We start from the raw sequence: 26,403 nt of genomic DNA, 5'->3' as shown, positions 1-26,403 counted from the left end.
TAGCTCAGTTGATAAGGTTGAAAGTTGATACCTTCAATTGTGTTAGAGTAGCAAAATAAGCGACATTAGCTCAGTTGATAAGGTTGAAAGTTGATACCTTCAATTGTGTTAGAGTAGCAAAATAAGCGACATTAGCTCAGTTGGTAGAGCGATACCTTGCCAAGGTATAGGTCATCGGTTCGAACCCGATATGTCGCTCCAAAATATTTTAAAGTTATTTTGAAATAAAATTTGGCGCGATGGCAGAATGGCTATGCTGCGGATTGCAAATCCGTCGATCTCGGTTCGACTCCGGGTCGCGCCTCCATATTAAGAATAATTGAGTCAGCGATTTTACTATCAATGGCAGTATTAACTACCGATAATACGTATCAATTTATTCAACCCGTTTTGCCCGAGTGGTGGAATCGGTAGACACAAGGGATTTAAAATCCCTCGCTTAATAGGCGTGCCGGTTCAAGTCCGGCCTCGGGTACCATCTTTATACTAATCAGATAGTAAAGAGTATTTAATCCTCGACATTAAGTCGGGGCTTTTTTATATCTGTATGACTGTTAAAGTTAACCTTGTATGCTGACGGTATTGATTCAGGCTTGGGATTATCATCCCTCGTCTCTTGCTTTTAAGACGGGCGTACAGGTATCAAGTCTGGCCTCGGGTACCATCTTTATTGCAATATAAAATTTGCAAAGAGTATTAAAGCCCTAGCTAATGCTAGGGCTTTTTTGTTTAAATTTTCTAAAAAGATAAACAGTTTTACTCAGATTGTATGGGATTGCTTTATGCTTGGGATTATCATCCCTCGTCTCTTGCTTTTAAGAAGGGCGTGCCAGTTCAAGTCTGGCCTCGGGTACCATCTTTATTGTAAAGATTATTAAAGCCCTGACTCATGTCAGGGCTTTTTTATCTGTATGACTGTTAAAGTTAACCTTGTATGCTGACGGTATTCATTGAGACTCGGGGTTATTATCCCTCGTCTCTTGTTCTTGAGTATGTTCTTGTTAAGTTATTTAATTTTTGGGGTGTTAGGATAAATATAAGGTGAGTCTTTGAACCACTCTTTTTTGGGAAAATAGGCGATAAGTATAGTGCCACCTTTTATATATTCAATAATCGTTCTTGATAGCTTAGGTTCAACAGCAAAGCAACCCCAGCTTTTTCCAAGTTTGTGATGTAGATGAGCAAAGTTTATGGATGCATATCGTGCTTTGTGCATGACGATATGTCGGCTTTCTGCATTATTATTAAACTTACCATCAATACCTTTTAGTTTTAAGGATAATCCATGTTTACCGTAATAGACCGATTCAGTTAAGTAAATGCCGATACTTGATTCATGGCTGTGGGGTTTGTTGGAAAAGTGAAATGGGTTTATACCATTAGCGACTAATGCCCTATAAATAACTTTATCGCTTTTTATATTGACAACCCATAATCTTTTATGAGCGGAATTTAATGAAAAATCGATAACAGTGACAATATTTGATGAGGTTAGTTTTTTTATTTTAGGCTCTGAAAGAATACTATTTGCAAAACGTAAAATTTCAATATTGATTTTTGAAGAGGGGGGATTTAAAGTACTGGCCACTAAACTGTCTGCTAATAAACAAGCAAAAAGTAGTGTAAGTGGCAATAATGGCTTTATTTTTTGTTGAAAAATCATCTTGGATTAATGACGTTCATTTTAGTTAATAGGTGTTCATGGTTAATAGTATGAAATTGTCTATTATTCATTTTGTATCTCAATGAGTTGCTTTTCGTAGTGTAACGGATGGTGTTTGGGATCATAAAACTCAATGGCTAGGCAATATAACATGAAGGCTAACCAGGCGAGGGAAATAGCTTGAGTTGTGAGTTTATAACCTTTACGAAGAACGAACCAAACAAAAATGTAAGGTATAAAGATAATGCCAAGCAATAATGGCCATGAAACTTTTCTTTCAGGGCCTTCTATTTTAGGTTGAGTTTGTTGCTCATTTGGATGGCCACAGAGTGGACAAGTTGAGCTGTCTTTTGAAATAGGCTGTTGGCATTGACTGCAAAGAATGAGTGCCATGACGATGTACTCTATGTGTGACTGTTTCTTAATTCTAGTTTAATTCTAGTTTAAATTGGGTTTGATTTGAGTTGGCCTTAACAAATATTGCTCAATTTAGAATGAGGTTCGATGTATTTCGAGGGATAATATACCCGTGACTGGGGATCCCTCAGTCACGGGTATATAGGGGCCTTGTTGATCAAATAGCTGCTTGAGATACAGCTATAGCAAGGTTTTCCGTTTTTATGCAGTTGCCTGTCGAACAGGCATACCTAGCCCTATGACTTTGTTTATCGCCTTGACGCCAGCCAATGCTTCCCCCACCTGTGCATTGTAATCACGCAAGCTTAACTTGCTGCTAATGAGTTGTTTATAACGGTACATCGCCGTCTCCGATAGTGAGCGTTGATGGTAATCATTGTCAACTTTCCATTGCTTTAACGTTCCAGATTTCAATGCGTCAACAGCTTTATTTCTCGGATGACCCTTTTCCCAATATCCTGCGTTTGAACGCGGTGGAATTGTGGGTTTTGCCCCTTTGCGTCGCAGTAACTGATGGCACGCTTTTGTGTCATATGCACCATCGGCTGAGACTTGACTTAATTTCCGGCGAAGTGGGTTGAACAATGTGGGGAACACTTCGTTATCAGCGACATTAACGAGGCTGACTTCAGCTGAGACAACATCATGAGTCTTTGCATCAATCGCGAGGTGCAACTTACGCCATGTGCGTCGCCGTTCCTTACCGTGCTTGCGCGTTTTCCATTCGCCTTCACCGTAAACTTTCAATCCTGTTGAATCCACAACAAGATGAGTGACGGGGCCTCGACAGGGACTGCGATAGTTAACCTTAACAGTCTTGGCCCGTTTGCTTATACAAGTATAATCCGGTGCCGCTAATGGCACATCCATCAGTTGAAACAGAGAATTGATGAAGCCTTCTGTTGCTCGCAGTGATAACTTAAAGACGCCTTTGAGCATAAGGGCGGTTTCAATTGCGGTATCACTGAATTGAAAACCTCTACCACGGCCGCCGTGATGGGTTTTGCAGTGCCAAGCATCGATAGCGGAGTCATCCAGCCAAAAAGTGACCGAACCTCGATTGATCAATGCTTGGTTATACTGTTTCCAGTTCGTTATTTTACGTTTGGATTTGCCCATGTCGTCTGTTTCGTTTTGATACTTATACGATCAGATCACAGAACAGCCAAATGGTTCCTTAGATTTAGGCAACAACGCTGTATATAGGTGTAAAAGTGCAGTTATATGCATTCATTTCCTGTTTTGTGGATATTCAAGTACCACTTGTTCACAGCCGAAGCGGACTAATTCTCATTTTTCCTATTCACATTTTGGTTTCACTTTATTTAGAGGTTAGTCAATATGAGTTTTAAGTGGTGATGTCATTTTATATAAACGAGTCGTTAACGCCAAGCTGAGTTAAACAAGGCCAATATTTAATTGAATATGTGAGACAGATAGTGTGAGTTGTGAATGAATAGATATAGCTATTCCATGTTATTTATTAGTGATACTTTCAATTTATGAATAAAAGATTAACTTAGTATTAATTATTTTTAATTTAACTTCTGTTTTGATGGTAAAGTAATCTGTTTGTGTCTATTTTGATTTATTGTTTTTTATCCTGTTGTTATATATCTATTTTTATTTAATTGTAAATGATCGTGATTTATTATTTTTGTTGTTTATTATTATCAATATTGTTTTTTATTTAAGTGGTGAAATATAGGGTCGTTTTAAAATTAGAATATTTTACTTTTTCTCACTTAATTCAATTTATAAATGATGTGTGAGTGAACATTCTTAATGTCATAGAGCCGTCAATAAGAGTGTTTTATTACGGCGAAGTATTTTCAACTGTGAAGCTTAAAAATATGCTTTATCTGGGTCTATAAATTTTTTATGGATATTAAAATCATGATATTTTCAAATAGGTATAATAATGCCAAATAGTACTATTCGTATTTTACTTTGTTTTAGTTCGCTGATGTTACTATCAGCTTGTGGAGGATCTGAGAGCGATCCAGAGCCTAGTACCCATGAGAGTCATCAAAGCGAAGGGGAAGGTGATGATTCAGGTGTTGTGGACGATCCGATTTCGGAAGATGAGCCAGTTGTTCAAGATCCTGTTACAGTCACAACGGGTGAAGTAGAGCGAAGTGACTTGGGTTTTGCTACGCTGACGGCAATAGAAGTGACATTACCTGATGCTCAATTGAATGCTAAAGAACAATATCAAGTTGCTCATTATATTGGGCGTACAGATAGTCAGCAAAATGAAGATAACATCAATCTACCTATTCGAAGTTACACTGCGACTTGTGATACAGAAACAACGACGCCACGCATGTTTGTGTCTATTTCTCTTTCTGAAGGAAGCAGTAGTCAAGATACTACGTATGGTTCGGTTTATGAGTTAAAGTATAACCCTGCAACAGAAAATTTTGAGCAAACGGGTAATGCTGCCGTTTTAAACCAATGTTATGAATCCCATGGTATTACAGCAAGTAATGATTGTTCTCGAGTTGCAGTACTTTGCAATACTGGCTATCAGGCTCATGTTGAAGATGAGGTTAATGCCGATCTTATCGAACAATTCGGCACAACTTGGATGAAAACAGAGGATAATAAGAGTCAAATTGAATCTCGAATTCAACAAGATATAGGATTAATGGTCGCCACTAACCATAATCCTCTTATTTATTTCTTTACCGAACACCCTACATTGACGATTCAGGATTTTCTTCCAGGATTGCAAGTTACTTTTCCTGACAATAATTTCGATGAAAGTATTACTTTTAATACCATTAAAGGCTCAGATATGGCTGATGAAATGGCTTATATCATTGATCAATTGTCAGAGGAGGACCATAGTGCTTTATTAGCGCATATTCGTGACAGTTTATATAAATATAATGATCAAATCTGGCTAATGGAATGGGATGACAATAAATTATTGTCTGAGAAACCTGCCGCTTATGTTGTTAATAAGATGCATGGGGGGACTCATTTAGGCACTCAAGAGCTTATTTATGTTGACAATGATGCCCAAGGGAAAAGTGCTTATGCTTTTTCTGTATCAGCAAGAATGTTTGATGGTTATGGCAATTCTCATTATTCTGCGGGATTAACGGTTATTGATCGAGATAACTGGGAAATAAATGACAGTGATAGAGGTTGGTCTTGGGCTTGTGGAGATGGCCATGTTTTAAATATTCGTAGTTTTTATAATCCAGCACGAGGATCATTTGGTGCTATTTGCACCAGTGATTGGAATGATTGGATTGGAAATAGCCATGGTCAACTTGGCACGGTAGCAATTAAAATGGACTCCGCGAGCAGTAGCTCTGAAGGTGTGGTGAATTATTTTGTTCCTGCTACTTCAGCGATGGTTTCCAATGGTGGTGGGCATACTGTTGTACCAGTTGATTTTGACACTAACTTATCTGTGATTGTGGCTCCGAAATATATTGATGATACAGACATGGAAAGATTTCTCGTTAACGAAGTGGGTGTTGATACCCATTCATCTAACGCTTTTGACAGTCAGTGCGCTGATTATGATTCGGTAAACTGTTTTATTTCGTATATGAGTTATGAGTATTGGGAAAAAAATGGACTTTATCCTAGCTTGCCAAGACAAGGCTTGTATTCGGGAAATACGCTAGAGGCAAGTTCATTAACTCGAATTGGCATTGCTAAAGTGAATGGGGAATATGGAAGCATCAGTAATTCTGCTTTTCATTGGCTTGTTGAAGATGAGGATTGTCAAATCAGTGATCCTCAACTCATTGATTTACGTAATGGACGTTATTTACTTGGCTATGCGCGATTTCAGTGTATCTCTGACGGCTTATCGTTTGACAGAACCGATAGCAGTCGCGGTGCAATGCGTATGTTAGTGCCTAAAGATTATCATGTGATGGAAATAGATAAGGATTTTAATATATTAGCAGGCCCTGCTAGACTTCCTAATCATGGTTGGGGAGGACTCGATGAGCCAGTGTATCTTTCTGAGGGGAAAGTGGCTTGGACTTATATTAAAAATCCAACCATAGACACTTATGTCGCAGGTCAACAAAATGAATGGGAGGTGATGGTATACCACTCTAATAGCGTTGAAAGCGGGCAGTAAATTTTAAAGAAGACACTAAGATTATTGCTAAGGGAGTGACCCCCAAGTGTTACGCTTTAGCTGTTTTTATTCTTACAGAACGTTCACTATTTGCTGTTCATTTAGCCAATAGTGAACGATAAGATTGCCAGTGTGCATATGGTAAAATGTTCGACATTGAACACTCATTATTGCGATGCCAGTTAAGCTATTTTAGTACCTTGATTAACTTCATCATAGACTTTACTTTTTCCTGTCACGATAACGAGTTTATTATCGCTAAATGTCAAAGAATCATTCTTAAACATGTCAATCATTATGGCTAACCCTCCTAAAGCTGAAGGTTCAAGGTTAAGTTGGCTATTGTTGGCAAGTAAGATTGCATCATCAAGAGACTTTTCGGTAAATTCATTGATAGATGAGTATTGTCCTATTCTTTTCATTGCGACTTTAGTTTTGATGAAATTGTCATCGATTATTGAGAAGGGGTTAAATGGTGCATAGAGTTTATCTGCTTTTGAATATTTACAATGTGTTTTTCCACCTATGACATTGACATTAAATGGTTCGTTAAAAATATCCATAGATAAAAAGCTACCGTAGAGATGACCTGTCCCATAAGGCACAAAGATGTAACCGTTATTAAAGTGGGACAAGTGAGACATAAAATCTTTGTAATAACTATCGTAGGGTTTAATCGCCATATTGGATGTGATTTCTATCCCCTTTTTATTGTTTGTGAGTGTTAGAATATCATTAGATGATAATAAATGAGACTCGAGATCACATGTGTATATTTCACATCCCATTTTTTCTAATATGTTAATTTCTTCTCTTGAAGAGTCAATCAGTACTTTTAATGAAGGGAGTTGGCGTTCAATTAACGCGATTTGAATAGCATATGCAGCAGAACCACTGGATATTATAGATAATCTCAATTTAGTATGGTGTTTCAACATCTCTTGATAGATAGTTGCAATGGTCTGTGCCATGCGATCTTTATGGGTTCCCGATGGATTATTTGATTCATCAAGTATTGCTATTTTTCCATAAATTGAGTGTGTGATTGTCTGTTTGGCTGGTTTTCTTATTGGTGTTGCTTTATTATTTTTCAACATAAACTGATATCCTTTTCCTTGTGTTGAATAGTAATGGTTTATTTTAGGTATGACATTTAAAATGGCATTGATAGTCGGAGTAAAATAAATTTTGATGGCTATCAAGTAACATTCTATATAGAATTTAACATATAAAACACATTATAGGAGTGTATATATGTAACAAAATATAATATTCGAATTTATATTATTCGATTTTTTGTTAATGGGCGTTAAATATTATTTTTTATAATATATAACCGTAAGAAGGGGCTATGTTTATTGATTTTAAACATGATGTCACTTTATTTTATTTGTAAGATTATTAGGCGAATAAGGGAGCACTTTCTTTTATGTATAATGTTTAAATGTTAGCTCTTCAGTTGACTCATTATTTCATTGTTAGGTTGCTCATGTTAATCAATAGCAAGCTCAGTAAAGCCTGTGTTGGGATCGTATTCTCTTGTGAAGTTGAGTTGAGGATAATGATGAATAATGAGTTCGCCTGTGGTGTCGATAATCGAACCTTCTAGTAAATGGCCTCCAAAGACCTCACCTTTTTGGTTGGCTACACAGAGATGAATATGGGTGTGTTTAAGGGTCAGTGTGCCCATCACAGAGACTATTTCTAGAGGCTCTTGCAGTGTGAGAGTGTCAGTTGCACCTGCAAGCCTGATTTTGAGTGCGGATAAGCTACCGACACAAGAAGCGATACTTCCAGCCGTAATGTGATTTTTTTGAACCACTTCTTGAATAGCGACCTTTAAATCAGTGCCTTGTGTAAGACGAGAGGCAAGGGGGGTGATCATGATTATGTCCATAGAGAGTATTGAGTGAGAGAATAAAAGCCAGTTAATGGGCTGACTTTTCGTATGGAATTCATTGGTGACTGACTATTTATTTAAGCTTGCTTTTGCTTTTTCTACTTTAGAAAAGTCCAAGCCTAATTCATTGACGGCTTCTTTAATTAGCTCAGGTTGTTGCATCAGTAACATCATTAAGGATTGTAATTTTTCTTGTGGGATCCCCAACTCTTGTACTGTCGTCATCGCCATGAGTGGATTTTCAGTTAATGCCTGAAAAACGGCTTTAGTTTGTTCATCGCTGACATTATGTTCTTTTAAGAGTGTAAGAATAGGATTCATTCAGTTACCTTTAATGTTTATATAAGAAATGGAGCTTATTTTAGTTGGCGATATTCTAGCAAAATAGTGTCTAGTACAAAAAGGATTGTGAGTGATTTCTTTTTGATTTGCTTGTTAGGCGGATACAATGAATTAGGATTGAAGGAACTCGTCAATAAGGTGATTAAATTTTTTAGGGTTTTCGATAAATGGGAAATGCTTTCCTCCTTCTTCTACGGCAAAAACCCTTAGCCTTGCATGTTTTATTTGTTGACTCATCCATCTCTGTGAAGAAACGGCAATGGGGCTGCCACTACCTGCAATAATGAGAGTGGGAAGGGAAATATACTTGAGTGTGTTGCGCCAATCTTGATGGTAATTATCATAAAATAGATTGGCTGCACCAGTATTGGGTAGGCCAGAAGCACTGTCGAGTATATGCTGCTTGTCTGTGTTTGAGATATTTTTTGATAACATATAGTTGAGCAAAATTTGTTGGTATTGTCTTCCTCCTACACTGGCAATTTGATGACACAATGTTTGCACTGTAGCGGTATCTGAAGTTGGTCCAAAATGTGCTATGTCATCACTTGACCAAGCGGGATTGATAATGGGAGTGGCTGCTCTGTCGACTAAAATAAGCTTTTTAATGTGCCGTGATCCAAAAAGCTCCCAATAGCATAAAATAATGGATGCGCCTACCGCATGGCCGAGTAAGGTAGCGCCTTGTATATCTAAGTGATTAAGACATTCATATAAATCGTGTGCAAATCGATAAATTTTATAACCGTAATCAACTTTTTCAGATAAACCGTGCCCTCTCATATCCAATGCAATAACACGATATTTTTTGCTTAGCGCTGTAATTTGATGCTGGTATATATCGGTACTGAGGCTCCAGCTTGGGAGCATCACGATAGGTTGGCCTTCTCCTTTATCAAGGTAATGTAATTTAACATTATCATTGGTGATAAAAAAATGGCTATGATGCCTAACAGAGGCCATATGATCCCCTAATGATGTAATGTGTTACCCGCAAGTATAACATTATCTTCTACTCTGAGTTTAGGGGCTGTTGCTCTTTAGTGGTTAAATTAAGGTTTACATAAAGACAATGGTGAGCGACTATACATTGCTATGGAAGCTGGTTTACTCATTTGAGAAGCAGCAAAAGCAAAGTTCTAGGTTAACAATAATATATGATTGAATTAATAGCGTCGTGTGTTGAAGACATCCCATACTTTGTGTCTATGGAGCAAAATGCAGAAACGATTGAGTATATTATCCCTTATAGTCATGAAAAACATATTAGTGAAATGCTTAAGGATGAGATCGTTTATCTTTCTATATTAGAAAGTCAAGTGTTTGTTGGTTTTATTATTTTAGCCAATGATGCTTCTAGCAGTGTTGAGTTTCGTCGTATTGTTATTGGAGCGAATGGCAGAGGTCGGGGGCTGGGTCAGTTAGCCATACAAAAAATGGAATTGTATTGTCAGTCTGAGTTGAAGGCTCATCGAATCTGGTTAGATGTGTTTGATACTAATTTGAGAGGTCAGTATCTTTATCAAAAATTAGGTTACCAACAATTTGACCAACAAAATATTGATGGTCAATTATTATTTTATTTTGAGAAAAAGTTAGCGTGTACGGTGAATTGACATAATGTCATTGGTTTAAATGGCCTTGACTTTAATAGTACATCATAGTGAGGGATGCTGATCATGAGAGGGAAAGTATGTCAATTTCAGTGACTAATGTATCACTATTGAGATAGGCATCCATGCCAAGAGACTCTGTTCAGTAAAATAACGATTATCGGATTGGGTTGACGAAGATAACTAGCCAATGCTAAATTCAAGTTCAAATCCATTTGTTGCACTAGCAGACCAATCCCTTTTATATAAACTAATGTTCGTTTTTTTGTAAATAAATTGAACATCCTGTCCATGCTTTATTGCATGAATAATTCTTTCATCAAGTGGGCGGTCAAATATATATAAATATAAATCTTTAGCGCAGGCCAGTAAGTATTCTTTATCAGCGGGCATATAACTAATATCATTAATGTTTAATATTAACCTATAGGTATGGCATTGCGTTTTGTTTCCTGCAATATAATAAGCAATATGATTAGGATGTTCCGTATCTTCTAAGTGAAGATAAGAGGAACTTGCGTAATACATATCTGGGTATTGTATATCTTGTTTATATTGTCCGCATACAAGGTATTTAGAGCGGTATTGAAATAACTCTCCTGCTTGTTCAGGCGCATACTTGACTAATGCTTCCATTTTATCTCCTTCAGGTTTATTTTTCAGTACAGCTAATTTTGAGTGTGTTAATTAGTTGTTAACATTGCAACGGTAGCAAGTAATGGCAGTATTCACAAGTATAAACATATATTTTAAATATTAGGGAAATAGAATAAATATAATAATATAGATAGGATGTTAATAATTTAAGGTTAAACCGTCTCCATTTTTGGATTGGTCTATTTCAGCAATATGTACTTATTTTCTTTTAAGTCTCTTACTGATATCTCCTTTATGTTTAACTGTTAATGTATTGGTACTATGAGTATAGTAAAGTGTTTGTATATCATTATATTAATGTCTTTCATCCTCTAGTATTCACTGAGAAGGAGGGTTAACATGATAGTCGTAGGTAGCGGGGTAATATTGGAAGGGGAGGAGCCTTGATATCGAGATCAAGGTCTTTTATCTTTTATTGTCAGGATGTTCAGCATGAATAGAGTAAAAAGACTATTTAAGACTGAGAAAATAAATAGGTGCTAATACTCAAGGTATTTGCATCTTCACTTGTCGTTTTTTTATCACTGTGTGTATGTTGATGAAAGCATTCTTTAAACCCTGTTTTACTTAAATTTCCCTGTATTTTATCTTTTTGTTTTTTAATAAAATACTTTATATCTTCATCTAAATTACATGCCATGGCTGCTATCTCTATATGACTTTGTTTGTTATATTTTTATTCTTGTTTAAGTTGGTTTGTAGCATAGAAATTACATTTGTCAAAGTGGATTCTGTTATAAAATGTATCATTTTGGAGTGATTACTCAATGTTTAGGACGTTTTTCGTATTACTTTAATATAAAAAATAAGGAGTTGATTATACCTTGTTGAAATAATCAATAAACATACTATTTCATATTTTTTGTTGCTTGTTATAGGCGCTATTGTTGTGCAATTGATGGCGTTTGTGTATGGATTAATATTGACTTGTTTTTATGATTCAGGGATTGAATAAATACAAAAAAGAATTGACCTGCTTAATGTTCTGTATTCTTTTGGCCATCGCTTCTTTGGCTTCTAAATGTTTAATGTGACCTTGGTATTGGGAACTGTGGATGATGTTTTCTTCAAATTCTCTAGCCGCATTGTCCCTGTCTGCCTTTGTGGGGAAAAGTGTTCTTATTTTTTCAAGTTCACCATAATCAAACCAAAACCCACCGCAACCTGGGCACTCGTCAATTTCAATAATTTTTTTAGGGCTATAGTAATGCCTTTGCATAATAATTTTGATACATTTGGGGCATTTTATTCGTTGGTTTAAATCTATTTTTGGTGGCGTGAATTGCTTTAAATGATCTGCTAATACTTGACCGCGCCGTTCATGTTTTTCATCAAAATGTTGTAGTTCTAGGTGATCGAAGAATACACCGCCGCAAGCGGTGGATATATCGACCGTAATTCCACCGACTTTAACTGCTTTAAGAGGCGTTCCAGTTCTTGGGCATAGCATGATGAGTCTTCCATGTGATTCAGTTATTTTTTCTATTCTGTATTGCGCATCCAATAATAGGCAGTGCAATAGAAACAAGAATAATACCTAATACAATTAAACTTAAATGGTGTTTTACAAAAGGTATATGACCTAAAAAATAGCCTACTTCAATAAGGATAGCAATCCAAGCTAATGAGCCAATTCCATTAAAAAATTGAAACCGTCGCCAATTCATGGCCGCAATACCAGCAACAAAGGGAGCAAAAGTACGTACTATAGGAATAAAGCGTGCAAAAACAAGCGCAAGACCTCCATATAGCTCATAAAAGTGTTGAGCTTTTTTCAGGTGACCTGGGTTAAACCAGCGTGATTGAGGAAAGTGAAATACTTTAGGACCAAGCCATCGGCCAGTGAGGTAATTTATCGTGTTACCTAATATTGCCGCGAGCATTAATGAAGGTAATAAAATATACATATCAAGTGTTCCGATACTCGCCAGATAACCTACTGCTAATAATAAAGAGTCGCCGGGTAAGAAGGGAAAAATGAGAAAGCCAGTTTCACTAAAAATGATGAGAAAGAAAATGAAATAAGATCCATTCCCCATATAAGCGACTAAGCTATTGAGGTGAGTATGTAAGTGTAAAATAAAGTCGATAAATATGGCAAGATATTGCATAAGCTCATTATTTCTCGAATAGCATAATAATACCTAATACTTACCTGTAACTAATTATTTCTGAAGCTTGTTATTTTTAATTTGTTAGATTAACTATATGTTGTTTATTATTTTTTATCCTGATATTTTAGCGTTAATTATTATTTATAATGGTATTGGAATGTGTCCTGAATTAATAACGGATCGTGTATTGATAAGAGGGTTGTCTGACAATGATCTTTTGGCTTTCAGCTTATATCGAGCGATGCCAGCGGTGGCAAAGTATCAAAGTTGGGATGAAAATTATAGCTTGGCGGATGCACAAGCATTATTAGCGGGAACGGATTATGCCTCTTTTGGGCAAGAAGGTTGCTGGTATCAACTCGCCATTGTTGACCGTAAGACTGAAACATTGTTTGGTGATTTAGCGGTGCATTTTATTGATGAACAACAAGTTGAAATAGGATTTACGTTAGCGCCGCAGTTTCAGGGTAAAGGGATAGCTTATGAAGCGGTGAAAGCATTATTAGCCTATCTCTTTAATACGCTGAATAAACACAGAGTGATAGCCATTACTGATACCCAAAATAGTGCTTCATGCCAATTAGTTGAAAGGCTTAATTTTCGACAAGAAGCTCATTTTATCAACAATGTTTTTTTTAAAGGGGCTTGGGGTGATGAATATGTTTATGCCGTATTGAAATCAGAGTACCAAGCATAGACAAATCTTGTTGATAAGCTAAATGGCATGAATGCAAAAGGAAACTTTATGTATCAAAAAATATTGCAATTTTGGTTTGAAGAGATAAAACCTGCTCAGTGGTGGGAAAAAGATCCCATATTTGATGAAACTATTCGAGAACAATTTGCTAAAATACATCATCAGGCTAATCGTTGTGAGCTTTATGCATGGCGGCAAACAGCGAAAGGGCGGTTGGCCGAAATTATCGTTCTTGATCAGTTTTCAAGAAATATGTATCGGGATACCCCTCAAGCGTTTGGGTCCGACTCATTGGCATTGGCTTTATGCCAAGAGGCTATCGCGCATAGGGCCGATAAACAATTAACCCGTATTGAGTGCAGTTTTCTGTATATGCCTATGATGCATAGTGAGTCGCGACTTATTCATGAAATGGCTCTGCCCTTGTTTAAGCAAAGAGCCGTAGAATCGAGCGTGGATTATGAACATCAACATAAGGCCATTATTGACAGGTTTGGTCGTTATCCCCATCGAAATGATATTTTAGGTCGGGAGTCCACAGTTGAAGAGTTGGATTTTCTCAAGCAGCCCCACTCACATTTTTAAGACTAAACATAGACAAGAGAACTACACTTAATAGATTGATAGATCATATGAACCCTCTGTGCTGTTTGAGCATCAGTTGGTATCATTGAGGTTGACATGTTTTATATCAAGTGGGTGTTAGGCCATCTCTTAAACCCCTTACCTGCCTGTTTAGGCATCATGTTACTTGCTTTGATTTTTGTTTATTTATTTGATGGAATCTTAGGGTATACCTTATTGGGGTTGAGTGTTGTTTTGCTTTATTTATTGAGTCTTAAACCTGTTGCTTTTGGCTTATTGAGGCCTCTTGAATTTCGCTATCCGGTTTATTCAAATGCATCTGTAGGGTTTATTCACGTATTAGGTGGTGGCCATATTGAAGACCCTTCTTTACCTATCACGAGTCAATTAAGTTATACCTCCTGTATTCGAGTGGTTGAAGCGGTGCGGATCTGGCATTTGAACCCTGAGGCCATTATGTTGTTATCAGGATATAGTAGCTTAGGCCATACCCGCTCAACGGCAGCCATGCATCAAGAGCTCGCCTTGGTGTTGGGAATACCTGATAGGTGCATTCAGATTTTTGAAACACCAAGAGACACCGAAGAAGAAGTGACATTAATCAGTGAGCGGGTCAATAATCAATCCGTTGCTGTGGTGACAACAGCTAGCCACATGTTCAGAACCATGGCGTTTTATCAAAAAGCGCATATGACTGTCATCCCTGCCCCTACGATGCATTTAAGTCGAGAGCGATGTGGCTCTTTATCACTTTCTGACTTTTATCCAAAAGAGTGTTATTTGCAGATGTCTGCTACAGGGCTTCATGAATGGATTGGTCTGTTATGGATGAAGATTAAACCTTAGTTCGACAACGGCAATATGTTGCCGTAATTATCCTTTGGCACATCAATTGCTTGATATTTTATATTCAATATCAAGAGGCAAAATTATGGCGATTAACTTTGATAAAGCCTTAGGGGTTCATCAATATACTCTAGGGGTGCGGTCTCAACGAGCGGAAGTCTTATCTTCCAATATTGCCAATGCCGATACGCCACAATATAAGGCTCGTGATATTGACTTTGACAAAGCCCTCGCTTCTGCCAGCCGACAACAAAATGGGTTGCAAATGGTAAAGAGTCATAGTAAGCATTTTGACTTAAAAGCCTTATCACAACAGATGCCAGGTTATCGTATACCGACCCAGCCCGATACGGGAGATGGTAATACTGTCGATATGCAGCAGGAGCAATCAGCATTTATGCAAAACACCTTGGAATATCAGATGTCACTGGGATTTTTAGACAGTGGTTTCAAAGGATTGAAAAAAGCAATTAGAGGTGAATAATCATGGGCTTATTTAATATATTTAATGTGGCGGGATCCGGAATGTCTGCACAGTCTGTGAGGCTGAATACGACAGCCAGTAATATTGCCAATGCCGATTCGGTTTCTAGCAGTGTTGATAGCACGTATCGTGCTCGACACCCTATTTTTGAAGCCAGTATGGAAAAAGCGAACAAACAGCAGCAATCTTCGGTGGGCGTGGCAGTGAAAGGCATAGTTGAAAGTGATTTACCCCTGACGAAAACTTACTCTCCTAATCATCCTATGGCAGACACTGAAGGGTTTATTTATAAACCAAATGTGAATGTGATGGAAGAAATGGCCGACATGATCTCAGCGTCTCGCTCATACCAAATGAACGTTCAAGTCACCGATGCGGCGAAAAGCATGTTGCAGCAAACCTTAAAAATAGGGAAATCATAAATGCTATTTATTATTGCCACTGCTCCATATCGTTATAAAAGAGGTCTTGTATGAGTGCATCCAGTATTGTGACGGGGAATCCTTTTTTAGACGCTCTGAGGCTGCCAACCGAATCGGTGATCCCAGAAGAGAATAATCAAGAGTTGACCCAAGAAGATTTTTTAACCTTGTTGACTCAAGAACTCTCCATGCAAGATCCTTTTAAGCCGGTAGAAAATGATCAAATGGTGCAGCAATTAACCTCGTTTTCCACTGCCGATGGGATCAGTAAATTAAATGATGAAATTGTTAATCTCAATGGCATTATGACATCGAGTCAAGCGTTGGAAGCATCCAGTTTAGTGGGCCAAAAAGTGCTTATTCCTTCAGATACTGGCTATATCTCTGAGCAAGATCCGACATTGAATTCGGTTGTGAGCACCCCAGAGGCAATTAATGAGATCACTGTGCGAGTGGAAGATGCAAATGGTGCCTTAGTGACCAGCTATATTGTCGATGGCAGTGCCGGTGGCAATATCGATCTTAGTTGGAATGGCCTTGATGCCAATGGGGAGGCCGTGGCTGCGGGGAGTTACGCGATTAAGGCCAGCGGAAGAATAGACGGTGAAAGTCAGGAGTTACCAGTGTCTACCTATGCTCATGTGACGAGCGTGTCTTTAGGGACGGCAAATACAGGTGCCATACTCAATTTGCGCGGACTTGGTGGTATTCAAATGGGAGATGTATTGGCGGTATCTGAATCATAGTGTTTGTGTTTACGGCTAAAAAAATAAGAAAATAAAAAGTAAAAAATAAAATAGACAAAGGGATGGGGATATGTCGTTTAATATTGCACTCAGTGGTATTTCTGCTGCACAAAAAGATTTAGACACCACAGCAAATAATATTGCTAACGTGAATACCACAGGCTTTAAAGAGTCACGTACTGAATTTGCAGATGTGTATGCTAATTCTATTTTCTCTAATGCGAAAACCGCTGTCGGTGGAGGCGTTACCACCACTCAAGTGGCGCAGCAATTTCATCAAGGTAGCCTGCAGTTTACCAAAAATGCCCTTGATATGGCTATTGGTGGCGGTGGGTTTTTTGTGACCTCTTCTGGCATAGACAATCAAGACTTTTCGTTTACCCGTGCTGGTGACTTTAAAGTTGATGCAAATAACTACATTTCGGACTCACAAGGCAACTTTTTACAGACCTTTCCCGTTGATGAAGAGGGGAACTCTACCGCAGTGAGTTTAACGACCACAGGTCCGGTGCAAATTCCGGATACGGCAGGTAGCCCAGCGATGACCGAAAATATTGGATTGCAGATGAACCTCAATGCGGGAGATGATGCACTCGATGTGAGTGCATTTGACCCTAATGATAGTGCGACCTTTAATTATTCGACGTCTGTGACTATGTATGACTCTTTAGGTGAGCCGCATATTTTAAGCTCGTACTTTGTCCGTCCAGAAGGGGCTGCGTATACCGGTGAAAGTAATTGGGTGGCTTTTTACGCGGTTGATGGCGAGCCTGTGGATGTGGATGGAACAGCGGCGACTTACAATGTTGACAGCACTGGGGATGGCGCGGCAGATACCACAGGTAATGCACAAACTGCAGCAGGTTGGCAAGGGGCTGTATTGACCTTCAATGATGTGGGCAGTTATACGGGAAGTACACCAGCGGCGATCACCACACAATCTTTAGGCGTAGGCGGGGCAGGCGTATTAGGCGCTGGCACCGATGGCGCGCAGACATTAACGATTGCTTTTAATAATCCCACTCAATATGCGGGGGTTTCAGAGGCAACGCAGCTGACTCAAGATGGCACTACCGTTGGTCGTTTAACCAATGTCGAGGTGGGCTCTGATGGTCTCATTGTGGCCAGTTACAGTAATGGCACTGCGGTACCATTGGCACGAGTGGCATTGGCGCGTTTCGCCAATGAACAAGGATTAACCCAAGTGGGTAATACCTCATGGAAGGCAAGTTTAGACTCAGGTGCGGCCCTAGCAGGTGAGGCCAATAGTGGTACATTTGGTGATATCACGTCATCGGCATTGGAACAGTCCAATGTTGATTTAAATAACGAACTGGTTGATCTCATTTCAGCGCAGCGAAACTACCAAGCCAACTCAAGAACCCTTGAAGTGAATAATACGCTTCAGCAAACCATATTGCAGATCCGATAATGTGTCGCTATTTCAGCTATCGATAATCGCGGCAAGTCCTTGCCGCTACCTGCAATGAATGCAAATAATGCACATTGATAATGGAAATACCACGGAGCCTACGCTTATTTCGTTAACAGAATACAGCTAGCAGAATGGTTTAATAAAGGTGGCATAAAGATTGCCTCTTGCTCTATTAAAAGAAAGCCGTTACCACAATGAATAAAGCACTAGGGGATTATCGGAGTCATTAATGGATAAATTACTGTATATCGCCATGAGCGGCGCGAAGCAGAATATGAATGCGTTAGCCGTGAGCGCCAATAATTTGGCGAATGCCAATACGGATGGTTTCAAATCGGATTTGGTGCAAGCCCGCTCAATGCAAGCTTTTGGTGATGGACTGCCGACTCGTGTGTTTGCCATGACAGAGTTGCCAGCATCAGATTTTACGCCAGGGGCGATAAAAACCACTGGGCGGGATTTAGACATTGCCGTTAAAGGTGATGGCTGGATAGCAGTACAAACACCTAACGGTGAAGAAGCGTATACCCGTTCTGGCAGTTTACGTTTTGATGCGACAGGCTTGCTTCTAAATGATAGAGGCACGCCGATTATGGGGGGGAATGGCCCGATTATTTTACCGCTTCCTATTGATAAAGTAGAAATCTCTCAAGACGGTATCATCTCGGTACGTCCGCTTGGGGCCACGGGGGATGTGGTTGAAGAAGTGGCGCAGATAAAACTCGTTAATCCTGGCAATGACAATATGATGCGTGGTGAGGATGGGTTATTTCGTTTGCTCTCTGGCAACAGGGCGCCAGCAAATGAAAATGTCAGGGTTGAAAGTGGCGCCGTTGAAGGCTCAAACGTGAATGCGGTCCATGAAATGGTGTCGATGATCGATATTCAGCGTCAGTTTGAAATGCAAGTGAAGTTAATGAAAACCGCTGAAGAGAATGATAAAGCGTCGGCATCATTGATGCGTGTTAGCTAGATATTATGAGTCAAAAATAACAATAAGAATCATTATTTTCGCTTTTGTAAAGGGGTGAGGAATATGCATCCAGCATTATGGATAAGTAAAACGGGACTCGATGCTCAGCAAACTGATATTGCCGTAGTGTCTAATAATGTGGCCAATGCCAGCACCGTCGGGTTTAAGAAAAGCCGAGCGGTATTTGAAGATTTACTTTATCAGACAGTGAATCAGGCCGGTGGCGTGAGCGCGGCGAATACAAAATTACCCAATGGGCTCAATATTGGTGCGGGGACCAAAGTGGTGGCGACGCAAAAAGTCTTTAGCCAAGGCAATATGGTGACGACGGACAATTCACTGGATTTAATGATTGAAGGTCCCGGTTTTTTTGAGGTGCAAATGCCGGATGGTAGTGCCGCTTATACACGAAGTGGTCAATTTTCACTGGATGAAACGGGCCAAATTGTCACATCGGGTTCCGGGTTTGTGGTGCAACCTGGGATCACCATCCCTGAGGATGCCACCAGTATTACCGTGTCTTCAGAAGGCGAAGTGTCGGTGAAAGTCAGCGGTGAAGCTGAAAATCAAATTTTAGGTCAACTGAATATGGCAGACTTTATTAATGCCAGCGGTTTAGAACCTCAGGGGCAAAACTTATACATTGAAACAGGGGCCAGTGGCGCGCCCATTGAAGGCACGGCAGCATTGGATGGTATGGGGGCGATACGTCAAGGCGCCCTTGAAACGTCAAATGTGAATGTGACTGAAGAACTCGTCAACTTGATTGAAAGTCAGCGGATTTATGAGATGAATTCAAAAGTCATTACCGCAGTGGATCAGATGCTTTCTTATGTTAATCAAAATCTTTAAGACTGAGACTATGATGCGTTGCTTATCTGATGCTTCTTGGCGTCATTTGCTTCTGGCTTGCCTTATTCTACTTGGACTGTCGGCTTGTACGTCTGGTCGAAGCAAACCCATTGCGGACGATCCTTATTATGCACCTGTTTATCCTGAGACGCCGCCAACCAAAATGGCGCCCACGGGATCCTTATATCAAGAGCAGCAATCGTCAAGCCTTTACACTGACATTCGTGCCCATAAAGTGGGTGATATCATTACAGTGGTGTTAATGGAGTCCACATCGGCGAAGAAAAGTGCCAATAATGAAATCAGTAAAGGTTCGGATCTCACCTTAGCCCCACTCTATGCGGGGGGTAAAAATGTCACTATCCATGGTAATCCAATCGATCTTAATTATTCCGATAGCATGAAGACGAAGCGAGAGGCGGACGCCGATCAAAGCAATAGTCTTGCGGGTAGCATTTCTGCCAATGTGATGCAGGTATTGAGTAACGGCAATCTGGTTATTCGAGGTGAAAAGTGGATCTCTATTAATAATGGCGATGAATTTGTGCGGATCACTGGGATTGTTCGCGCCGAAGACATTAGTCCTGATAATCGAATTGAGTCTCCTCGTGTGGCCAATGCTCGCATTCAATACAGTGGTACAGGTACCTTTGCGGATTCACAAAATGTGGGTTGGTTGAGTCAGTTTTTTTATAGCAGCTGGTGGCCATTTTAATGACGATACGATTATGTAAATCTGCTTATTCTCGTTTATCTTGGGCGGGATGGGGATTGTTTCTCATTTTATTGTTCATCAATCTGTGGTTATCGCCTTTGGCTCAGGCTCAGCGCATTAAAGATATCGCCAATGTGCAAGGTGTGCGAGATAACCAATTAGTGGGATATGGTTTAGTGGTGGGGTTGCCCGGCACGGGGGAGAAAACCCGTTATACCGAGCAAACGTTTACGACCATGCTGAAAAACTTTGGCATTAATTTACCCACTGGTTTTAGGCCCAAAATTAAGAATGTGGCTGTGGTGGTGGTGAATGCCACTATGCCGGCCTTTATTAAACCGGGTCAAACCATGGATGTGACGGTATCGAGTGTGGGTGAAGCTAAAAGCCTTAGAGGTGGCACTTTATTGCAAACTTTTTTAAAAGGCTTGGATGATAAGGTGTATGCCATTGCACAAGGCAATATGGTGGTAAGTGGTTTTAGTGCTGAAGGATTAGATGGTTCTAAGGTGATCCAAAACACGCCCACTGTGGGCAGGATCCCCAATGGGGCGATAGTCGAACGTGCTGTATTGAGTCCCTTTGGGAGTGGCGATTATTTGACCTTTAATTTACATCGCGCTGATTTTTCAACGGCGAAAAGTTTAGCCGATACGGTTAATGCATTGCTGGGACCGGGAATGGCACGGGCTATCGATGGGACGTCCATTCAAGTCAGTGCCCCAAGAGACGTGTCACAGCGAGTGTCTTTTTTGGCGACATTAGAAAATATTCAAATTGAGGTGGCTAACGAGTCAGCCAAAGTGATTGTCAATTCTCGAACGGGCACCATAGTGGTGGGAAAAGATGTGCGTTTATTACCCGCTGCGGTCACCCATGGTGGTTTGACGGTGACCATTGCCGAAGCGAATGCGGTTTCACAACCCAATCCTTTCGCCAATGGTGAGACGGTTGTCACCTCAAATAGCCAAATTAATGCCTCAGAAAAAGACAGCCGTATGTTTTTGTTCAATCCAGGCACCACATTGGATGAATTGGTGCGTGCGGTCAATTTAGTGGGCGCTGCGCCTTCTGATGTGTTGGCGATTTTAGAAGCATTGAAAATGGCGGGTGCCTTACACGGTGAGTTGATTGTGATTTAGACCGTCATGAGTCAAGGTAAATGGAACTGATATATGGATAAACTCGCTGATGCATCACAATTTTTAGACTTGAATAGCTTTGCGGCTTTACGTTCAAAAAGCCAAAAAGAAGATCCTGAGGCATTAAAACAAGTGGCTCAGCAGTTTGAAGGCATTTTTGTGCAAATGTTGATGAAAAGCATGCGTGATGCCAATAAAGTGTTTGAAGCCGATAGCCCATTGAACAGTCAATACACTCAATTTTATGAGCAGATGCACGATCAACAGATGTCATTGAATTTATCCAGTGAAGGCATGTTAGGCTTATCGGACTTAATGGTACAACAACTCTCGCCGCAAACCAGTCAACAGTTACCTGCATCGGTATTAAGAGCCGATCATAACGCCACAAACTTTACGCCTCATGTGTCCATACAGGACAATATTGCGAAGCAGGATCCACTTTCTTTCAAGTCTCATTTACTCGATCCACTCACACCTAATATGCTGGAAAAGGGTCAGCGAAAGATGGCACTGGCTCAACATTTGCCAGTGCCTAATGCTATCACTGCTACGAATACTGTGCATAACACGGCTCTTATAAATGCAGGTATAAATAATGGTATGAATGCAAGTCTAAATGAAAGTGTGAATGGTAGCGTCGAGCCAAGCTTGGAAACAAAAGAAGCCAGCGCAGCTTCTCAAGTATCGAGTCCAGCCGCCTTTGTGGCTACATTGTATCCTTATGCCGTTGAGGCGGCGAAGCGGTTAGGCACCCAAGCGGAAGTCTTATTGGCTCAGTCGGCATTGGAAACGGGCTGGGGACAAAAAATCATTCAGACCCAAGCAGGCGATACGAGTCATAACCTGTTTAACATTAAGGCGGGTTTGAGCTGGCAAGGGCAGACCGCTGTAGTGGATACGCTGGAGTTTGAGCAGGGGAATCAGGTCAAGCAGCCAGCCTCATTTCGCGTCTATGATGATATCAAACACAGCTTTGATGATTTTGTGAATGTATTAACGCAACAGGAACGCTATCAAGCCGTGATGCAAAATGCCAATACGCCACAGACCTTTATACAAGGCTTGCAAGATGCAGGTTACGCGACGGATCCTCAATATACCCATAAAATCATGAGAGTCTTGAAATCCATTACTCAAGATCTATTACCTAAAGCGGTATTGAGATAAAGATTGTTATGTTGAGATAATTATTTGAAAAAAGGTCAAGGATCGGCGTGACTGGTCGTTAACTTAATATGGGTCATTAGTCGTTCTATAAAAAAGGAGCCTGTTTATGGCAGTCGATTTACTTAATATTGCTCGAACAGGTGTGCAAGCCGCTCAATCGCAATTGGCCGTTACCAGTAATAACATCACCAATGCCAATACGGAAGGTTATCATCGCCAAGTGGCTTCTCAGTCCAGTCTTGACGCTCAATCTTTCGGAGGCAATTTTTACGGTACGGGCACCTACGTCAATGACGTTAAACGTATTTATAATGACTATGCCGTTAAAGAACTGCGTATCGGCCAAACGGCAGTCAGCGCTGCGCAAACCCGTTATACAAAAGCGTCTGAGCTGGATCAATTATATTCATCGGCAGGTCAGGCGACGGTACAAGGGCTCAATGATTTATACGCGAGTCTAAACAGCTTGGCTGACTCGCCAGATGATTTAGGGCTGCGCACCAATGTGCTTAGTCAAGCGGAACAATTGGCCAGCAGCATGTCACAAATGCATACATCGCTTGATGGACAAATGCAGCAAACCAATGATGAAATTGTCGCTATTACTGAGCGGGTTAATGCCATCAGCAGTGAAATTGCCAATATCAATAATGAGTTGATGAAATCAACAGGCGATAATGCTCAGTTGCTTGATGCTCAAGATAACCTGATTAAAGAATTGAGTGAATATGCTCAGGTCAATGTCGTTGAGCTGGATACGGGAGCCAAAAGCGTGATGTTGGGTGGCTCAGTCATGTTAGTGTCTGGTGAAGTGGCGATGTCTTTGTCGACCACTTTGGGGGATCCTTTTCCCGGTGACATTAACATACTCGCGACCAATGATAATAAAGGGAGCGGTGATGGCAGTCGCATTAATGTGGATATTGCCTCTTTGGGGGGAACATTAGGTGCGCTTGCCGATTTTAGAGATGATGTGTTAACGCCTGCCGCTCTTGAGCTTGACAAAATGGCCTTGGGGATCAGCGATGCGTTTAATTCGTTACAAACTCAAGGGATAGACTTAAGTGGTGCACTTGGTCAGAACCTATTTACCGATATTAACGCATCGACAATGGCTTTTGGGCGCGTAGGCGCATTGAGTGATAACACGGGAACGGCGAGTTTGAGTGTGAATATTCATGATGCATCGGCATTGACGGGGACTGAATATAAGTTAGTGTTTACTTCGTCTGCAAGTTATGCATTAACCGACACGAATACCGGAGAGACATCGTCTTTAACGTTAAATGGTAATACCCTTGAGGGAGCCAATGGTTTTAGTCTTGATATTGACAGTGGCGTCCTAGCTTCAAACGATACCTTTATGTTGCGGCCAACGGCAGGGGCTGCAAGCGGTTTTGATGTGGTGATGAGCTCGCCTGCGGCTATTGCCAGTGGCCGTCCTAAAGTGACTCCTGATGAGGGTAACAGTGGAAATACGACACTCACCTTAAGCAGTATTGATGATACCAATGCCATTGGTTTTCCTGTGACGGGTTCAGAGTTAACCTTCAGTATTGATCTTAGCGCAAATACCTTTGAGGTCTTTGATGTTGATGGCGTGTCTTTAGGCGCTGCAGCAAGCTATACCCCTCCAAGTATCAGCGCCTATGGCTTTAGCTTTGATATTGACTCTAGCGCGACAGGCACCGAACGTTTTACCTTCGATTTATCGCAATCAGCAGGCGACAATACCAACTTAGTGCAAATGGCCGCGTTAAGTGAATTAAGGCTGATGAATGGTGGACAAGACACATTAACAGATGTGTATGAAAACACTAAGCTGGCCATTGGCAGCGAGACAAAAACAGCAGAGGTGGGGGTTACGGCCGCTGATGCTGTGTATGCGCAAGCCTATGACAGAGTGCAGTCGACATCCGGCGTTAACTTAGATGAAGAGGCGGCCAATTTAATGCGTTATCAACAAGCCTACTCGGCTTCGGCGAAAATTATGACGGTGGCGACAGAAATTTTCGACACGCTTTATAATTCGCTGCGTTAATTGATCCTCAAGCCACTTGATAGTGCATCTTCAATGGGGTCGAGGTTCTCTTTTATCGATATGACTGAATAGATGACCAATACCGTGTTAAATCACTCCATATTCAGCTGTTTCGTCACCGAGTCATAATGAGCTGACGGAAATCATGACGCTAAGAAAATAGTGAAGTTAAGGAAATAGTGATGAGAATATCCACCGCGCAAATGTTCAATCAAACCTCATCGAGTGTACTGAAACATCAGTCAAATGCGAATGAGATTTTAGGCCAAATATCGTCAGGCAAGAAAGTGTCAACCGCAGGTGATGCACCTGTGGCCGCCATTGCCATTGATAATATTAAACAGCAAAGTACTCAAGCTGAGCAATATATCAGTAATATCGATATTGCAACGGGGCGGTTATCGGTGACGGAAAGCACCCTTGGGAGTATCGAAAACCTGGTACAGAGCATGCGCGATAAAATGCTTCAAGGGGTCAATGGCAGTCTAAGTGATTTAGACAGGCAAGCGTTAACCGATGAGTTAACATCGAGTCTCGAGCAATTGGTGGATTTAGCCAATACCAAAGACAGTGCAGGTAATAGCATTTTTTCAGGCTTTAAGACTGACGTGACGCCTTTTGCCTTCGATAGCAATGGCGATATGCATTACAGTGGAGACGCGGGGGTGAGAGAGACCCTCATTGCATCTGAAAGCACGTTAGCCACGAACATTGCGGGCGACAGTGTATTTATGAAGGTGCCCAATGCGATGGGAGATTACAGCGCAGACTATTCCTCTGCCCAGCAAGGCACATTTAGTGTAACAAGCGCTAAAATTAGTGACAGTACGACGCATACATCAGGGCAATACCAATATGATTTTATTGATAATGGCTTAGGCGGTTTGGATCTTGATGTGACCGACCCATCAGGTAGCGTGACGCGCCTGACAAATATTGATGCAACGCAGCCAATGACGCTTAATGGCTTAACAGTGCAATTAGAAGGCGCGCCTTTGGGGGGGGATTCGGTGATGTTAAATCCTGAGTCCAGTAGTAATCTATTTGATAACTTAAGTGACATGATAACCTTGCTTGACACTGGAGAAGCGGTGAATAGCCCTCAAGGGCAAGCCACATTTAATCAGCTGTTAAATAATATTGATAGTGGTCAAGCGCAGTTAGCATTAGGGCGCTCACAAGCGGGCAATGATTTAAATGCATTAGATAACGCTAAAGACGTGCATATTAACACTCAGCTGGTGAATACGTCAGCCTTGTCCTTGTTAGAAGATTTAGACATTGCCAGCGCCATCACTGAGTTTGAAAAACAGCAATTGTCGTTGAATGCTGCCTCACAGCTGTTTAGTCGAGTCAACGCTGTGTCATTATTTGATTATTTATGATTGAGTTATCAAACGAACTATAGACAAGGATATTGCTGAATCATCATTTTTTTGCGTATTTGTAAAAAAGGCCTAAAGCTTAACTCTTTG

27 protein-coding genes and 3 tRNA genes are annotated in these 26,403 nt (G+C 40.5%); 19 read left to right on the top strand and 11 right to left on the bottom strand.

What is annotated here, in order from left to right; all coding sequences use genetic code 11:
- Nucleotides 1–125: 125 nt before the first annotated feature.
- The 3 genes from Q0779_RS06850 (at nucleotide 126) to Q0779_RS06840 (ending at nucleotide 478) form a co-directional block, all read left to right on the top strand.
- Nucleotides 126–201 (top strand) — tRNA-Gly (locus tag Q0779_RS06850).
- A 32-nt stretch (nucleotides 202–233) separates the two neighbouring features.
- Nucleotides 234–307, top strand: a tRNA-Cys gene (locus tag Q0779_RS06845).
- An 85-nt stretch (nucleotides 308–392) separates the two neighbouring features.
- A tRNA-Leu gene (locus tag Q0779_RS06840) sits at nucleotides 393–478 on the top strand.
- Between the two features lie 528 nt (nucleotides 479–1,006).
- Here the strand turns inward: Q0779_RS06840 and Q0779_RS06835 are convergent.
- The 3 genes from Q0779_RS06835 to Q0779_RS06825 form a co-directional block, all read right to left on the bottom strand.
- Nucleotides 1,007–1,588 carry a murein L,D-transpeptidase catalytic domain family protein gene (locus Q0779_RS06835; RefSeq protein WP_298770857.1) on the bottom strand — a complete coding sequence of 194 codons (582 nt, stop codon included), beginning with the start codon at nucleotides 1,586–1,588 and terminating at the stop codon, nucleotides 1,007–1,009.
- A gap of 138 nt (nucleotides 1,589–1,726) precedes the next feature.
- On the bottom strand, nucleotides 1,727–2,056 hold the full coding sequence (locus Q0779_RS06830) for a zinc ribbon domain-containing protein (protein ID WP_298770855.1): 330 nt from the start codon (nucleotides 2,054–2,056) through the stop codon (nucleotides 1,727–1,729).
- 225 nt (nucleotides 2,057–2,281) lie between these two features.
- On the bottom strand, nucleotides 2,282–3,199 hold the full coding sequence (locus tag Q0779_RS06825) for an IS5 family transposase (RefSeq protein WP_298770853.1): 918 nt from the start codon (nucleotides 3,197–3,199) through the stop codon (nucleotides 2,282–2,284).
- An 802-nt stretch (nucleotides 3,200–4,001) separates the two neighbouring features.
- Between Q0779_RS06825 and Q0779_RS06820 the strand changes: the two genes are divergently transcribed.
- Entirely contained in the window at nucleotides 4,002–6,194 is a 2,193-nt protein-coding gene (locus tag Q0779_RS06820; RefSeq protein WP_298770852.1) for a hypothetical protein, read from the top strand.
- Between the two features lie 182 nt (nucleotides 6,195–6,376).
- On the opposite strand, the gene Q0779_RS06815 is transcribed toward Q0779_RS06820, so the two are convergent.
- From Q0779_RS06815 to Q0779_RS06800, 4 genes are all read right to left on the bottom strand, one after another.
- On the bottom strand, nucleotides 6,377–7,291 hold the full coding sequence (locus Q0779_RS06815; RefSeq protein WP_298770849.1) for a hypothetical protein: 915 nt from the start codon (nucleotides 7,289–7,291) through the stop codon (nucleotides 6,377–6,379).
- Between the two features lie 395 nt (nucleotides 7,292–7,686).
- Nucleotides 7,687–8,079, bottom strand: coding sequence for a PPC domain-containing DNA-binding protein (locus tag Q0779_RS06810; protein ID WP_298770845.1), 393 nt, complete (start codon nucleotides 8,077–8,079; stop codon nucleotides 7,687–7,689).
- 84 nt (nucleotides 8,080–8,163) lie between these two features.
- On the bottom strand, nucleotides 8,164–8,415 hold the full coding sequence (locus Q0779_RS06805) for a DUF2999 family protein (RefSeq protein WP_298770843.1): 252 nt from the start codon (nucleotides 8,413–8,415) through the stop codon (nucleotides 8,164–8,166).
- Nucleotides 8,416–8,547: 132 nt separating this feature from the next.
- Nucleotides 8,548–9,399 (bottom strand): alpha/beta hydrolase, encoded by an 852-nt coding sequence (locus Q0779_RS06800; RefSeq protein ID WP_298770841.1) that lies wholly within the window; start codon nucleotides 9,397–9,399, stop codon nucleotides 8,548–8,550.
- A 194-nt stretch (nucleotides 9,400–9,593) separates the two neighbouring features.
- Between Q0779_RS06800 and Q0779_RS06795 the strand changes: the two genes are divergently transcribed.
- Nucleotides 9,594–10,052, top strand: coding sequence for a GNAT family N-acetyltransferase (locus Q0779_RS06795; RefSeq protein ID WP_298770840.1), 459 nt, complete (start codon nucleotides 9,594–9,596; stop codon nucleotides 10,050–10,052).
- A 180-nt stretch (nucleotides 10,053–10,232) separates the two neighbouring features.
- Here Q0779_RS06795 and Q0779_RS06790 read toward each other — a convergent pair whose 3' ends face one another.
- The 4 genes from Q0779_RS06790 to Q0779_RS06775 form a co-directional block, all read right to left on the bottom strand.
- Entirely contained in the window at nucleotides 10,233–10,685 is a 453-nt protein-coding gene (locus tag Q0779_RS06790; RefSeq protein ID WP_298770839.1) for a hypothetical protein, read from the bottom strand.
- A gap of 475 nt (nucleotides 10,686–11,160) precedes the next feature.
- Nucleotides 11,161–11,346: a hypothetical protein gene (locus Q0779_RS06785; protein WP_298770837.1), complete on the bottom strand. Its 186-nt coding sequence runs from the start codon at nucleotides 11,344–11,346 to the stop codon at nucleotides 11,161–11,163.
- 300 nt (nucleotides 11,347–11,646) lie between these two features.
- Complete coding sequence (locus Q0779_RS06780) at nucleotides 11,647–12,156, bottom strand: zf-TFIIB domain-containing protein (protein ID WP_298770835.1); 510 nt, start codon at nucleotides 12,154–12,156, stop codon at nucleotides 11,647–11,649.
- Between the two features lie 19 nt (nucleotides 12,157–12,175).
- Nucleotides 12,176–12,817, bottom strand: a complete 642-nt coding sequence (locus Q0779_RS06775) for a VTT domain-containing protein (RefSeq protein ID WP_298770833.1) — start codon at nucleotides 12,815–12,817, stop codon at nucleotides 12,176–12,178.
- Between the two features lie 160 nt (nucleotides 12,818–12,977).
- Between Q0779_RS06775 and Q0779_RS06770 the strand changes: the two genes are divergently transcribed.
- From Q0779_RS06770 to flgL, 14 genes are all read left to right on the top strand, one after another.
- The gene (locus tag Q0779_RS06770; RefSeq protein ID WP_298770862.1) at nucleotides 12,978–13,517 is read left to right on the top strand and encodes a GNAT family protein; all 540 of its coding nucleotides are present in this window, start codon (nucleotides 12,978–12,980) and stop codon (nucleotides 13,515–13,517) included.
- A gap of 48 nt (nucleotides 13,518–13,565) precedes the next feature.
- A complete protein-coding gene (locus tag Q0779_RS06765; protein ID WP_298770832.1) occupies nucleotides 13,566–14,102 on the top strand; it encodes a DUF924 family protein in 537 nt (178 codons plus the stop codon).
- Nucleotides 14,103–14,198: 96 nt separating this feature from the next.
- A complete protein-coding gene (locus Q0779_RS06760) occupies nucleotides 14,199–14,948 on the top strand; it encodes an ElyC/SanA/YdcF family protein (protein WP_298770830.1) in 750 nt (249 codons plus the stop codon).
- A gap of 85 nt (nucleotides 14,949–15,033) precedes the next feature.
- On the top strand, nucleotides 15,034–15,432 hold the full coding sequence (gene flgB / locus Q0779_RS06755) for a flagellar basal body rod protein FlgB (RefSeq protein ID WP_298770828.1): 399 nt from the start codon (nucleotides 15,034–15,036) through the stop codon (nucleotides 15,430–15,432).
- A gap of 2 nt (nucleotides 15,433–15,434) precedes the next feature.
- Complete coding sequence (gene flgC / locus Q0779_RS06750) at nucleotides 15,435–15,854, top strand: flagellar basal body rod protein FlgC (RefSeq protein ID WP_298770826.1); 420 nt, start codon at nucleotides 15,435–15,437, stop codon at nucleotides 15,852–15,854.
- Nucleotides 15,855–15,904: 50 nt separating this feature from the next.
- Nucleotides 15,905–16,600 carry a flagellar hook assembly protein FlgD gene (locus Q0779_RS06745; protein ID WP_298770824.1) on the top strand — a complete coding sequence of 232 codons (696 nt, stop codon included), beginning with the start codon at nucleotides 15,905–15,907 and terminating at the stop codon, nucleotides 16,598–16,600.
- Nucleotides 16,601–16,670: 70 nt separating this feature from the next.
- The gene (gene flgE / locus Q0779_RS06740; protein ID WP_298770823.1) at nucleotides 16,671–18,032 is read left to right on the top strand and encodes a flagellar hook protein FlgE; all 1,362 of its coding nucleotides are present in this window, start codon (nucleotides 16,671–16,673) and stop codon (nucleotides 18,030–18,032) included.
- Nucleotides 18,033–18,264: 232 nt separating this feature from the next.
- The gene (gene flgF, locus Q0779_RS06735; RefSeq protein WP_298770822.1) at nucleotides 18,265–19,008 is read left to right on the top strand and encodes a flagellar basal-body rod protein FlgF; all 744 of its coding nucleotides are present in this window, start codon (nucleotides 18,265–18,267) and stop codon (nucleotides 19,006–19,008) included.
- A gap of 63 nt (nucleotides 19,009–19,071) precedes the next feature.
- Nucleotides 19,072–19,860 (top strand): flagellar basal-body rod protein FlgG, encoded by a 789-nt coding sequence (gene flgG / locus Q0779_RS06730; RefSeq protein ID WP_298770820.1) that lies wholly within the window; start codon nucleotides 19,072–19,074, stop codon nucleotides 19,858–19,860.
- A gap of 10 nt (nucleotides 19,861–19,870) precedes the next feature.
- Complete coding sequence (gene flgH, locus Q0779_RS06725) at nucleotides 19,871–20,575, top strand: flagellar basal body L-ring protein FlgH (protein WP_298770861.1); 705 nt, start codon at nucleotides 19,871–19,873, stop codon at nucleotides 20,573–20,575.
- Nucleotides 20,575–21,717, top strand: a complete 1,143-nt coding sequence (locus Q0779_RS06720) for a flagellar basal body P-ring protein FlgI (protein WP_298770819.1) — start codon at nucleotides 20,575–20,577, stop codon at nucleotides 21,715–21,717. The genes flgH and Q0779_RS06720 overlap by 1 nt, the downstream gene beginning before the upstream one ends.
- A gap of 33 nt (nucleotides 21,718–21,750) precedes the next feature.
- Nucleotides 21,751–22,887 carry a flagellar assembly peptidoglycan hydrolase FlgJ gene (flgJ, locus tag Q0779_RS06715; protein ID WP_298770816.1) on the top strand — a complete coding sequence of 379 codons (1,137 nt, stop codon included), beginning with the start codon at nucleotides 21,751–21,753 and terminating at the stop codon, nucleotides 22,885–22,887.
- Between the two features lie 106 nt (nucleotides 22,888–22,993).
- Nucleotides 22,994–24,928: a flagellar hook-associated protein FlgK gene (flgK, locus tag Q0779_RS06710; protein WP_298770814.1), complete on the top strand. Its 1,935-nt coding sequence runs from the start codon at nucleotides 22,994–22,996 to the stop codon at nucleotides 24,926–24,928.
- A gap of 182 nt (nucleotides 24,929–25,110) precedes the next feature.
- Nucleotides 25,111–26,313, top strand: coding sequence for a flagellar hook-associated protein FlgL (gene flgL / locus Q0779_RS06705; RefSeq protein WP_298770812.1), 1,203 nt, complete (start codon nucleotides 25,111–25,113; stop codon nucleotides 26,311–26,313).
- Nucleotides 26,314–26,403: the final 90 nt, after the last annotated feature.

The organism is uncultured Shewanella sp. (genome assembly GCF_947491715.1).
Taxonomy (GTDB): domain Bacteria; phylum Pseudomonadota; class Gammaproteobacteria; order Enterobacterales; family Shewanellaceae; genus Shewanella.
The sequence above is the reverse complement of the archived record's forward strand: the minus strand, read 5'-3'. Positions and strand labels throughout refer to the sequence as shown.

What these genes read in the sequence shown, in the direction of transcription:
- Q0779_RS06830 (WP_298770855.1), bottom strand. Translation starts at nt 2,056, where the DNA reads ATGGCACTCATTCTTTGCAGTCAATGCCAACAGCCTATTTCAAAAGAC.
- Q0779_RS06825 (WP_298770853.1), bottom strand. Translation starts at nt 3,199, where the DNA reads ATGGGCAAATCCAAACGTAAAATAACGAACTGGAAACAGTATAACCAA.
- Q0779_RS06820 (WP_298770852.1), top strand. Translation starts at nt 4,002, where the DNA reads ATGCCAAATAGTACTATTCGTATTTTACTTTGTTTTAGTTCGCTGATG.
- Q0779_RS06815 (WP_298770849.1), bottom strand. Translation starts at nt 7,291, where the DNA reads ATGTTGAAAAATAATAAAGCAACACCAATAAGAAAACCAGCCAAACAG.
- Q0779_RS06810 (WP_298770845.1), bottom strand. Translation starts at nt 8,079, where the DNA reads ATGATCACCCCCCTTGCCTCTCGTCTTACACAAGGCACTGATTTAAAG.
- Q0779_RS06805 (WP_298770843.1), bottom strand. Translation starts at nt 8,415, where the DNA reads ATGAATCCTATTCTTACACTCTTAAAAGAACATAATGTCAGCGATGAA.
- Q0779_RS06800 (WP_298770841.1), bottom strand. Translation starts at nt 9,399, where the DNA reads ATGGCCTCTGTTAGGCATCATAGCCATTTTTTTATCACCAATGATAAT.
- Q0779_RS06795 (WP_298770840.1), top strand. Translation starts at nt 9,594, where the DNA reads ATGATTGAATTAATAGCGTCGTGTGTTGAAGACATCCCATACTTTGTG.
- Q0779_RS06790 (WP_298770839.1), bottom strand. Translation starts at nt 10,685, where the DNA reads ATGGAAGCATTAGTCAAGTATGCGCCTGAACAAGCAGGAGAGTTATTT.
- Q0779_RS06785 (WP_298770837.1), bottom strand. Translation starts at nt 11,346, where the DNA reads ATGGCATGTAATTTAGATGAAGATATAAAGTATTTTATTAAAAAACAA.
- Q0779_RS06780 (WP_298770835.1), bottom strand. Translation starts at nt 12,156, where the DNA reads ATGCTATGCCCAAGAACTGGAACGCCTCTTAAAGCAGTTAAAGTCGGT.
- Q0779_RS06775 (WP_298770833.1), bottom strand. Translation starts at nt 12,817, where the DNA reads ATGCAATATCTTGCCATATTTATCGACTTTATTTTACACTTACATACT.
- Q0779_RS06770 (WP_298770862.1), top strand. Translation starts at nt 12,978, where the DNA reads ATGTGTCCTGAATTAATAACGGATCGTGTATTGATAAGAGGGTTGTCT.
- Q0779_RS06765 (WP_298770832.1), top strand. Translation starts at nt 13,566, where the DNA reads ATGTATCAAAAAATATTGCAATTTTGGTTTGAAGAGATAAAACCTGCT.
- Q0779_RS06760 (WP_298770830.1), top strand. Translation starts at nt 14,199, where the DNA reads ATGTTTTATATCAAGTGGGTGTTAGGCCATCTCTTAAACCCCTTACCT.
- flgB (WP_298770828.1), top strand. Translation starts at nt 15,034, where the DNA reads ATGGCGATTAACTTTGATAAAGCCTTAGGGGTTCATCAATATACTCTA.
- flgC (WP_298770826.1), top strand. Translation starts at nt 15,435, where the DNA reads ATGGGCTTATTTAATATATTTAATGTGGCGGGATCCGGAATGTCTGCA.
- Q0779_RS06745 (WP_298770824.1), top strand. Translation starts at nt 15,905, where the DNA reads ATGAGTGCATCCAGTATTGTGACGGGGAATCCTTTTTTAGACGCTCTG.
- flgE (WP_298770823.1), top strand. Translation starts at nt 16,671, where the DNA reads ATGTCGTTTAATATTGCACTCAGTGGTATTTCTGCTGCACAAAAAGAT.
- flgF (WP_298770822.1), top strand. Translation starts at nt 18,265, where the DNA reads ATGGATAAATTACTGTATATCGCCATGAGCGGCGCGAAGCAGAATATG.
- flgG (WP_298770820.1), top strand. Translation starts at nt 19,072, where the DNA reads ATGCATCCAGCATTATGGATAAGTAAAACGGGACTCGATGCTCAGCAA.
- flgH (WP_298770861.1), top strand. Translation starts at nt 19,871, where the DNA reads ATGATGCGTTGCTTATCTGATGCTTCTTGGCGTCATTTGCTTCTGGCT.
- Q0779_RS06720 (WP_298770819.1), top strand. Translation starts at nt 20,575, where the DNA reads ATGACGATACGATTATGTAAATCTGCTTATTCTCGTTTATCTTGGGCG.
- flgJ (WP_298770816.1), top strand. Translation starts at nt 21,751, where the DNA reads ATGGATAAACTCGCTGATGCATCACAATTTTTAGACTTGAATAGCTTT.
- flgK (WP_298770814.1), top strand. Translation starts at nt 22,994, where the DNA reads ATGGCAGTCGATTTACTTAATATTGCTCGAACAGGTGTGCAAGCCGCT.
- flgL (WP_298770812.1), top strand. Translation starts at nt 25,111, where the DNA reads ATGAGAATATCCACCGCGCAAATGTTCAATCAAACCTCATCGAGTGTA.